Below are 8,883 nucleotides of genomic sequence, written 5' to 3' on the forward strand. Positions count from 1 at the left end.
GCGCCCTCGTGGCGGAGCCACATGGGCGTTTCGGCAACGCCGCGAGAGGGGGCACCTCCCAGCGGTAGCTGGGGGAGCGTGCCAGGCGTCGCACGCCCGGCCGGGGATATGACACAGGCTCTCACCGCCCTGAGCTCCGAACGGCCGCTGGTGCTCGTACTGGAGAATCTGCATCTCTCCGACGGTCCGTCGCTGGATCTTCTCAGGCTGCTCGGAGCTCGGCTGCACGGCGGCCGACCGAGCGTCCTGGTGACGGTCAACGACGCCTACAGCCGCGAGGAACCGGTCCGCGGCGAGGACCTGAGCGGGCAGCTGAGCGACATCCTCGGCGATCCGGGGACCCGGACGATGCGGCTGGAGGGGCTGTCCGAGCAGGCCACCGAGGACCTCATCGCCGCCCAGGTGGGGGCTGTCGTAGACACCCAGGTGGTCCGTGCGCTGCACCGGCGCACACAGGGCAATCCGTATCTGCTCCTCCAGCTGCTCTCGATGCTCGGAACGACGAAGTCACTGCACAACCACGACGTGGTCAGGGCGCTGCTCACCGAAGTGCCGCCGGATCTCCATAAGCGGCTGAGCCGTCGGCTGGCGGCACTGCCCGCGCGGACGCGAGGTGGGCAAGGACGCCGACCTGGTCGTCGTGGACGCCGAGGCACCGTGGACGATGACACCCGACCGTATCCACACCAAGAACGGTTGGTCGGCGTACGAGGGCAGGGAACTCCTCGGCGCCGTCCAGGCGACCGTCCGGCGGGGCGAGGTGGTACACCGGCGGGACGGCTCCGGCGAGGTGTTCGGTGAACGGAACGGAAGGTGGCTGCCCGCCCGGAACTCCGGGGCGGAGGGCACCGACCCGGGCGACCGTGCCGGGCGGCCCCGCCGCCATACCGCGGCGGCGCCCTCGGTGGGATGACGGGGCCCTTCCGCCGGTACGCCGATCATGGCGCCCCGGGGCGGGCCGCGCTCCCGCCGCCACCGGCCGATCACTGGAGGTCTTCGCATCGGTAACTCGACAGGGAGGCTCCGCCAGCTGGCGGGAAAGTCCCTCGCTTCTCGCGACGTCGCCCTGCTGTGGTGTGCGACGGTCTTCGATTCCGGTGCGACGTGGGTCATCCGCATCGTGATCTTCGTACGTATCCTGGAGCAGTACTCGACCTCCACCCTGGCGATGGTGGAACTCGTCGGCATCCTGCCGTCGTTGCTGCTCATGCCGCTGGCCGGAAGCCTCGCCGACCGGTACAACGCCCGCAAACTCTCGCTGCTCTCCATGGCCACCCAGATGACGTGCATGGTGGCTCTCCTCCTCTTGTTCCACCACGGCCCGGCCCCCGTCGCGGCCCTCTACGCGCTGCTGACGGTCAGCAACGCGTTATGGCAGTCGGCCCGGCAAGTGTGGCTCTACCGGCTGGTGGAGCCCAGCCAGTACACCGCCGTCAACGCGACCATCGGCTGGATGCAGGGCCTCATGACAGTCATCGGCGCCGCCGCCGGCGGTGTGCTGACGGCCTGGAACCCGGACCTGACCGTCCTGCTGGCCCTCGCCGCCCAGACCTGTGCCGCCATCGGCACCCTCATCGCGCGATACCCGGCCGCCACCAGAACCACGCCCGCCGAGCCCGGTGCCCGCTCGCTGCTGCGCGACGCACGAGACGGCGTGACGCTGGTGAACCGCTACCCCCTGGCCCAGTCCATCATCTGGGTCGGCATGGCATGGGGCCTGATCAGCGGTGGGTTCAACGTCCTCATCGCGGGACTGGCCCTCAACGAACTGCACAGCGGAAGCGGGGGCTCGGGCTCTTCTACGTGGTGGACGGGACAGCGGTGGTGATCGGCAGTTGGTGCACCGCCCGCCTCCGACGAGCCGGCCACCTGCCCAGCTACGCCCTGGCGTACATCGCCCAGGGCGTGTTCTGGGCCCTTACGTTCGCCGCCGGAAACGTCACCCTGGGCCTGGTGCTCTCGCTGTGGTGGATCACCACCGCCCGCCGGGCCAACCTCGCCTACCTGACCGCGGCCCACGGCACCCCACCCCGCCCCGTAGCGGCGCCACCGCACGCCGAGTGAGGCGCACGTGGCCACGGGAGCGCGGTCCGGTACCGATAAATCATCCGCCAGCGGCCTATCGACAGATCGGGCCATCAGCAGCTTCCTGACCTGACCGGCCGGGACTTCGCCGACGGCCACCAGCCCCAGGGAACGCATGCGGCCACCACGCGCATGCTGCTGATGGCCACAGCGACGCACACTCCCGAGCGGCAGAGAACCCATGGCGGTTCACCGAGGCGGGCTACGAGGCTGTGCGTCGATCTATACCGAGGTGACCGAGTGAGGATCATCGCGCCGACTTCGTAGGTGTGCTTGTCGATGGGGGTGGTCCACGAGCGCGTCCTCCCGGCATTCGTATCGCCTGTGGATCCCAGTGAACGAGAGGGGGGCGAGGTCCTTGACCTCGCGTGGGCCGAGGCCTCGGACAGCAGATCGACCCGCTCACGGCGGCCCGCGCGGCAGACGTCTCCGACCGGTTCGCCAATCCTGCTCGAAGACCTCTCACCTGCGATTATCTACGCGCCGAAGTCTCTTCGCGGGGCGGCGCCGTTGAGGCGCGTACCACGAGTTCGGTGGCGAGTTCGATGTGGTGGGACTCGACCTTTTCGCCGTTGGCCAATCGGAGGGCGGTGCGCAGGGCGGCACTGCCCATCTCCCGTAGTGGCTGGCGCACGGTGGTCAGTGGCGGTGAGGCCATCTGGGCGAGGCTTGTGTCGTCGAAGCCGACCACGCTCAGGTCTTCCGGGATGCGCAGGCCTCGGGTGCGGGCGGTCTCGATGACACCGAGGGCGATCTCGTCGTTGCCCGCGAAGATCGCCGTCGGTGGCTCTTGCGGCCCCAGGAGCGCCGTGGCGCCGAGCAACCCGGTTTCGTACGTGAATTCTCCGGGCCGGACGTAGGCGTCGGGCACCTGCGCTCCTTCCGCCTCCATGGCGGCGCGGTAGCCGTGCATGCGTGCCTGGTTGCATACGGCCATGGTCGGTCCGCCGAGATAGGCGATGCGGCGGTGACCCAGGGAGAGCAGGTGCCGGGTCGCGGCCAGGCCGCCGGCGAAGTTGGTCGCCCCGACGCTGTTGACCCGGCTGTCCGGCAGGTGAAGTGGGTCCAGCACGACCAGCGGCAGCCCGGCCCTGGCCAGTTCGTTCAGGTGCGCTGTGGAGTACACGCTGGTGACCGCGATGACGGCGCGGCGCCCGGCTGAGACCAGGTCCCGGGCCCAGTGTGGGGCACGGGACGCCTTACTGATCACCACCGACGCCCCCAATTCGGCGGCGGAGTCGACGATGCCTTCCAGGGTCTCGGCCACGTACGACTTGAGGCCGCCCTTGAACTGCACCTCGATGGTCGGGCTTTCGATGGCCTCGGTATGGCGGAACACGGGCGCGAGGTAGTGGTGCTGATGCAGCAGTTCCTGCACCCGGGCGCGGGTCCGCGGCGCCACGTCACCACGACCGTTGACCACTTTGGACACGGTCGCGACGGAGACCCCAGCCGCTTGGGCGATGTCCGCCAAAGTAGTGCGCCTGGTGTTCGGTCGCATCGGTTCCTCCCAGCTGTACGTCCACCGGTGTGGTGAGCCGCCGGTCGGGTCGGCAGGCCGGGTGGAACCGGTCAACCGTACGGCAACCCGGCACCGAGCCCGTCCGGGGAGGTGCCGACGAGCCCATCGCCCTCGACACGTCCGACGATCTGCGTGAGATCGCGTCCGGTGAACGCGGTCCTATCGGCATGCACGCCGACCCATATGCGTGTGCTTGCGCCCGACTCCAGCCGTACCTGGGCGAAGCGGGCCAACTGCCGGACCGTCCGGGCCGATCGCCCGGACGGCGGGGGTCTGCACCCGTGGCTTGCCGGTGGGCCGGACCCGGCCGACCGGGGCATCCGGCGCGGCATGACCTGCACCGACAGTGTGTCAGCCGCAGCCATCGCATCGCCCCTCACCCTCTACCAGCCTGTTTCGAAACAGTTTCGGTCCCCGTCAAGGTTTCTCATGAGCCGTTCTCGCCCGATACTACGCAGCTGACTGCTGCCCGACAACGTGCCTGCACATGTCTTGACAGGGCGTCAGCCCGAAACTTAATTTGCACGAACGGATCTCAAATGAGTCTTTTCGAAAAGTTTTCACTATGGCTCACGAGAAGCCGGTGGCTCTCGAGTGCGGAGAAAAGACATGGCGATCCCCCTCTCTCGACGTACCCTCCTCGGCCTGGCCGCCGGCGTGCCGATCTCCGCGGCGCTGGCGGCCTGCGGCTCGTCCGGTCCCAGCAAGAGCGGTGGTGGGGCCACGTACTGGTACCTGAGCGGCCAGCCGCAGGAAGGTGCCAGAGCCGGCGCGGTGGACGCGTTCAACAAGGCCCACCCCAAGGAGCAGATCAAAGACACCACGTTCCAGAACGACGCGTACAAGACGAAGATCAAGACCGCCATCGGTGCCGGGCAGGCGCCCACCCTCATCTGGGGCTGGGGTGGCGGGACGCTGCGCACCTACGTGGAAGCGGGCCAGGTCGAGGACCTCACCGCGTGGTTCGACGAGCACTCCGAGGTCAAGAAGCGGCTGTTCCCGTCCTCGTTCGGCGCGGCAACCGTCGACGGCAAGATCTACGCGATGCCGGGCGAGACCGTGCAGCCGATCATCCTCTACTACAACAAGAAGGTCTTCGACCAGGTCGGCGTGGGACCACCGAAGTCCTGGGACGACATCATGGCGCTGGTGCCCAAGTTCAACGCGAAGGGCATAGCACCGTTCTCCCTGGGTGGCCAGTCCCGGTGGACGAACATGATGTGGCTGGAGTTCCTGTTCGACCGCATCGGCGGTCCCGAGGTGTTCCAGGCCATCATCGAAGGCGAGAAGAACGCCTGGTCCAACCCGCACGCCATCACCGCGCTGACCAAGGTGCAGGAGCTGGTCAGAGCCCACGGGTTCGTCAAGGGCTTCTCCTCGATCACCGCGGACTCCAACGCCGACCAGGCGCTGCTGTACACCGGCAAGGCCGCGATGATGCTGCACGGCTCCTGGTCGTACGGCATCCAGCAAGCCGATGGTGGGGACTTCGTCTCCAGCGGCGCGCTGGGCTACATGACCTTCCCGCCCGTTGAAGGCGGCAAGGGCGATCCGAGCGACACCGTCGGCAACCCCGCCCAGTATCTGTCCATCTCCTCGAAGGCCAGCGCCGAGCAGAAGAAGATCGCCAAGGACTTCTTCGCCACTGGCGTCCTCCAGGACGACGAGGTGAAGAAGTGGATCGACAACGGGTCCGTTCCGATCCGGCTGGGCACGGAGAAGCTGCTGGCCGCTTCCAAGAGCGCCGATTTCCTGCAGTTCACCTACGACACCGCCAGCAAGGCCAAGGTGTTCGGCCAGTCCTGGGACCAGGCGCTCAGTCCGACGGCCGCCGAGACCCTGCTGGACAACATCGTCAAGTTGTTCCAACTGTCCATCTCACCAAAGCAGTTCGCCCGCAACCTCAACGAGGTCACCGGCAAATGAGCTCACTCACCAGCCATCCGCCGCGTCGCGAACCACGCAGCATCCTGCCGTGGCTGGCGACGCCGGCGCTGGTGGTCTTCGTCGGCTTCGCCGTGATTCCGCTCGTCGGTGTCTTCGCGCTGAGCTTCACCACATGGGATGGGATCGGCGCCATCCACCCGTCGGGGCTGACCAGTTGGCGTGCGGTGCTCACCGACCCGGGGCTGCCGCACGCCCTCTGGGTGACGTTCCTGGTGATGGCCGTGTCCTGGGCCGTTCAGACGCCGCTGAGCATTCTGCTCGGCACGTTCCTGGCCGGCCGCCAGCGCTACCGTGCGGTGCTGGGCGTGGTGTACTTCATCCCGCTGATGCTCAGCTCCGCGGCGATCGCGATCGCGTACAAGGCACTACTGGACCCCAACTTCGGGCTCGGTGCCGGGCTGAAGATCCAGGTGCTCAGCCAGGACTGGCTGGGGCGGCCCGGGCTCGCGTTCGGGGTCGTCATCTTCGTCGTCTCCTGGCAGTTCATCCCGTTCCACTCACTGATCTACCAGGGCGGGGTCCAGCAGATTCCGAAGTCCCTGTACGAGGCCGCGCAGTTGGACGGAGCCGGACGGATCCGGCAGTTCTTCAGCATCACTCTGCCCCAGCTCAAATACACCATCATCACCTCGTCCACGCTGATGGTGGTCGGATCGCTGACCTTCTTCGACCTCATCTTCGTCCTGACCGAGGGCGGCCCCGCAGACGCCACCCGCGTCCTCGCGCTGGACATGTACAAGCGGGGATTCCAGGCCAGCCTGATGGGACAGGCCAGCGCCATCGCGGGCATCCTGGTCCTGGTGGGTCTGGCCCTCGCCCTGCTGCTGCGCCGGCTCGGGGGCCGGGACGCCGGCGCGAGCCAACTCGAGGGGGCCTGACGTGTCCACCACGCTGACCGAGCCGCGACGACCGCGGAAGGCAACCCACCGTGAGCGGCAACGCCACTCCCATCAGGCGGCCCGCCGGCGCAACTGGGGCGGCGGCCTGGCCGGATGGCTCTGGCTCGTCGTCGTCGCCGTACCCCTGTACTGGACCCTCATCACCAGCCTCAAGGCCCAGAGCCGCTACTACGCGAGCAATCCGCTGGTGCCCACAAGCGACCCCACACTGGACAACTACCGGCTGGTCATCGAGTCCGACTTCCTTCGCTACTTCGTGAACAGCGTCGTGGTCACCGCCGGCGCCGTGGTGCCGGCGGTCGTGGTCTCCTTCATGGCCGCCTACGCGATCGTTCGCGGTTGGCGCATGCGGGTCCTGCGGGCGATGAACGGGCTGTTCCTCATGGGCCTGGCCATCCCGCTGCAGGCGACGGTCATCCCGGTCTACCTGATCATCATCAGACTGCATCTGTATGACAGTCTTTTGGCGCTGATCCTCCCGTCGATCGCCTTCGCCATCCCTCTGTCCGTGCTGGTGCTCACCAACTTCATCCGCGACGTGCCCAAAGAACTGTTCGACTCGATGCGGGTCGACGGCGCCACCGAATGGACGACACTGTGGCGGCTGGCGGCACCGCTCACCCGACCGGCCATCCTCACCGTGACCATCTTCAACGCACTGACCATCTGGAACGGATTCCTGCTGCCGCTGGTCCTCACTCAGAGCCCTGACCGCCGGACCCTGCCGCTCGCACTGTGGACCTTCCAGGGCCAGTACGGGGTCAATGTCCCTGCCGTTCTCGCCGCCGTCGTCCTCACCACACTGCCCGTCCTGGTCCTGTACGCCTTCGGCCGCCGCCAGCTGCTGAGCGGTCTGACCGCCGGATTCAGTCGTTGATCAACGCCGACGCCGACGCTGTTGGGGTCCGAGACGTTCGGTGAGCTCCAGGATCGATCGAATTCCGACAGGACGTGGCGAGACGCGGCAGCCAGGCTCCGCAGCCGTTGCTCGCACGTCCCGATCTCGGCCAGCACCCGTGCACCAGGTCGGGCGGGACGACCTGCATCAACCCTGGAAGCAGCGGCAGCCTCGTCCCCCGATGGGCCGGCGCAGCGGATGCGGGCCGATGCCGGCGCCCGGACGCGATCTGCTCCGCCTTGAGTCCTGCTCGTCTACCTGTTCGCCCGCCACGCCCTGGTCAAGGGTCTGATGGGCGTGGGAGGAAAGTGAACGCCAACGTGGCCGTGGAGAACACCCCCGAAGCCTCCCTCTGGAACGACCCCACCGTTTCCGTCACCGCGAGAGTCGACGCCCTGATCGACGCGATGACCCTTCAGGAGAAGACCGCCCAGCTGTACGGAGTGTGGGTGGGCGCCTCCGATCAGGGCGGTGAAGTCGCCCCCCATCAGCACGACATGGAGGAGGCCGTCGATCTCGACGCACTCCTGCCCACCGGACTGGGCCAGCTGACCCGGCCCTTCGGCACGGTCCCCGTCGACCCCGCCCTGGGGGCGCTCTCCCTGGCCCGCACCCAGACCCGTATCGCCGCCACGAACCGGTTCGGCATCCCCGCTCTCGCGCATGACGAGTGTCTGGCCGGCTTCGCCGCCTGGGGGGCGACGGCCTACCCCGTTCCGCTGTCCTGGGGCGCCACCTTCGACCCGGACACGGTGCGGCGCATGGCCGCCGCCATCGGCCGCGACATGCGTGCCGTCGGCGTCCACCAGGGACTCGCGCCCGTCCTGGATGTCGTGCGCGACGCCCGCTGGGGCCGGGTCGAGGAGACCATCGGCGAGGACCCGTACCTCGTCGGCACCATCGGGACGGCATACGTGCAGGGCCTTGAGTCCGCCGGGATCGTCGCCACCCTCAAGCACTTCGTCGGCTACTCGGCCTCCCGCGCCGGCCGTAACCTCGCCCCCTCCTCCGTGGGCCCGCGTGAACGCGCCGACGTTCTGCTGCCTCCCTTCGAGATGGCGATCCGTGAAGGCGGCGCCCGGTCGGTGATGAACGCCTACACCGACACCGACGGCATGCCCGCCGCGGCCGACGAGGATCTGCTCACCGGGCTACTGCGCGACACGTGGGGCTTCGAGGGTACTGTCGTCGCCGACTACTTCGCCATCGCCTTCCTGAAGACCCTGCACGGCATCGCAGCCGACTGGGCCGGCGCCGCCGGCACGGCGCTGCACGCGGGCATCGACGTCGAACTGCCCAACGTCAAGACGTACGGCGCACCCCTGGCCGAGGCCGTCGCCGACGGCCACATACCGGAGGCGTTGGTAGATCGGGCCCTGCGCCGGGTACTCACGCAGAAGGTGATGCTCGGCCTGCTCGACCCGGACTGGAACCCTGTACCGGCCGCGCTCGACGGGGCCGACCTGGACGAGGCGGGCGCGCAGCGGGGGGCGGGCGGCCGCGGCCGGGCGGGGGAGGCCGGGGGGGGGCCC

The 8,883-nt window shown here is 68.3% G+C and carries 9 protein-coding genes; 7 read left to right on the top strand and 2 right to left on the bottom strand.

The annotated features are described in order from the left end of the window. Positions 1 to 108: 108 nt before the first annotated feature. From ACFXB5_RS25360 to ACFXB5_RS25370, 3 genes are all read left to right on the top strand, one after another. Positions 109 to 801: a hypothetical protein gene (locus ACFXB5_RS25360; RefSeq protein WP_385211778.1), complete on the top strand. Its 693-nt coding sequence runs from the start codon at positions 109 to 111 to the stop codon at positions 799 to 801. Between the two features lie 139 nt (positions 802 to 940). Continuing rightward, positions 941 to 1,828 carry an MFS transporter gene (locus tag ACFXB5_RS25365; RefSeq protein WP_385211780.1) on the top strand — a complete coding sequence of 296 codons (888 nt, stop codon included), beginning with the start codon at positions 941 to 943 and terminating at the stop codon, positions 1,826 to 1,828. Further along, entirely contained in the window at positions 1,804 to 2,064 is a 261-nt protein-coding gene (locus ACFXB5_RS25370) for a hypothetical protein (RefSeq protein WP_385211782.1), read from the top strand. Before ACFXB5_RS25365 ends, ACFXB5_RS25370 begins: the two co-directional genes overlap by 25 nt. 493 nt (positions 2,065 to 2,557) lie before the next feature. Here ACFXB5_RS25370 and ACFXB5_RS25375 read toward each other — a convergent pair whose 3' ends face one another. Further along, positions 2,558 to 3,586 (bottom strand): LacI family DNA-binding transcriptional regulator, encoded by a 1,029-nt coding sequence (locus tag ACFXB5_RS25375; RefSeq protein ID WP_385211784.1) that lies wholly within the window; start codon positions 3,584 to 3,586, stop codon positions 2,558 to 2,560. Positions 3,587 to 3,657: 71 nt separating this feature from the next. After that, a complete protein-coding gene (locus ACFXB5_RS25380) occupies positions 3,658 to 3,972 on the bottom strand; it encodes a fibronectin type III-like domain-contianing protein (RefSeq protein ID WP_385211786.1) in 315 nt (104 codons plus the stop codon). A 250-nt stretch (positions 3,973 to 4,222) separates the two neighbouring features. On the opposite strand from ACFXB5_RS25380, the gene ACFXB5_RS25385 reads away from it, so the two are divergent. From ACFXB5_RS25385 to ACFXB5_RS25400, 4 genes are all read left to right on the top strand, one after another. After that, a complete protein-coding gene (locus tag ACFXB5_RS25385; RefSeq protein ID WP_385211850.1) occupies positions 4,223 to 5,533 on the top strand; it encodes an extracellular solute-binding protein in 1,311 nt (436 codons plus the stop codon). Beyond that, positions 5,530 to 6,432 carry a carbohydrate ABC transporter permease gene (locus ACFXB5_RS25390; RefSeq protein WP_385211788.1) on the top strand — a complete coding sequence of 301 codons (903 nt, stop codon included), beginning with the start codon at positions 5,530 to 5,532 and terminating at the stop codon, positions 6,430 to 6,432. The genes ACFXB5_RS25385 and ACFXB5_RS25390 overlap by 4 nt, the downstream gene beginning before the upstream one ends. A 1-nt stretch (position 6,433) precedes the next feature. Continuing rightward, the gene (locus tag ACFXB5_RS25395; RefSeq protein WP_385211790.1) at positions 6,434 to 7,330 is read left to right on the top strand and encodes a carbohydrate ABC transporter permease; all 897 of its coding nucleotides are present in this window, start codon (positions 6,434 to 6,436) and stop codon (positions 7,328 to 7,330) included. Between the two features lie 329 nt (positions 7,331 to 7,659). Continuing rightward, the coding region (locus tag ACFXB5_RS25400; protein ID WP_385211792.1) for a glycoside hydrolase family 3 protein at positions 7,660 to 8,883 on the top strand (1,224 nt) is incomplete at its 3' end.

The sequence above is a fragment of the Streptomyces sp. NPDC059455 genome, assembly GCF_042750115.1.
Classification (GTDB): domain Bacteria; phylum Actinomycetota; class Actinomycetes; order Streptomycetales; family Streptomycetaceae; genus Streptomyces; species Streptomyces endocoffeicus.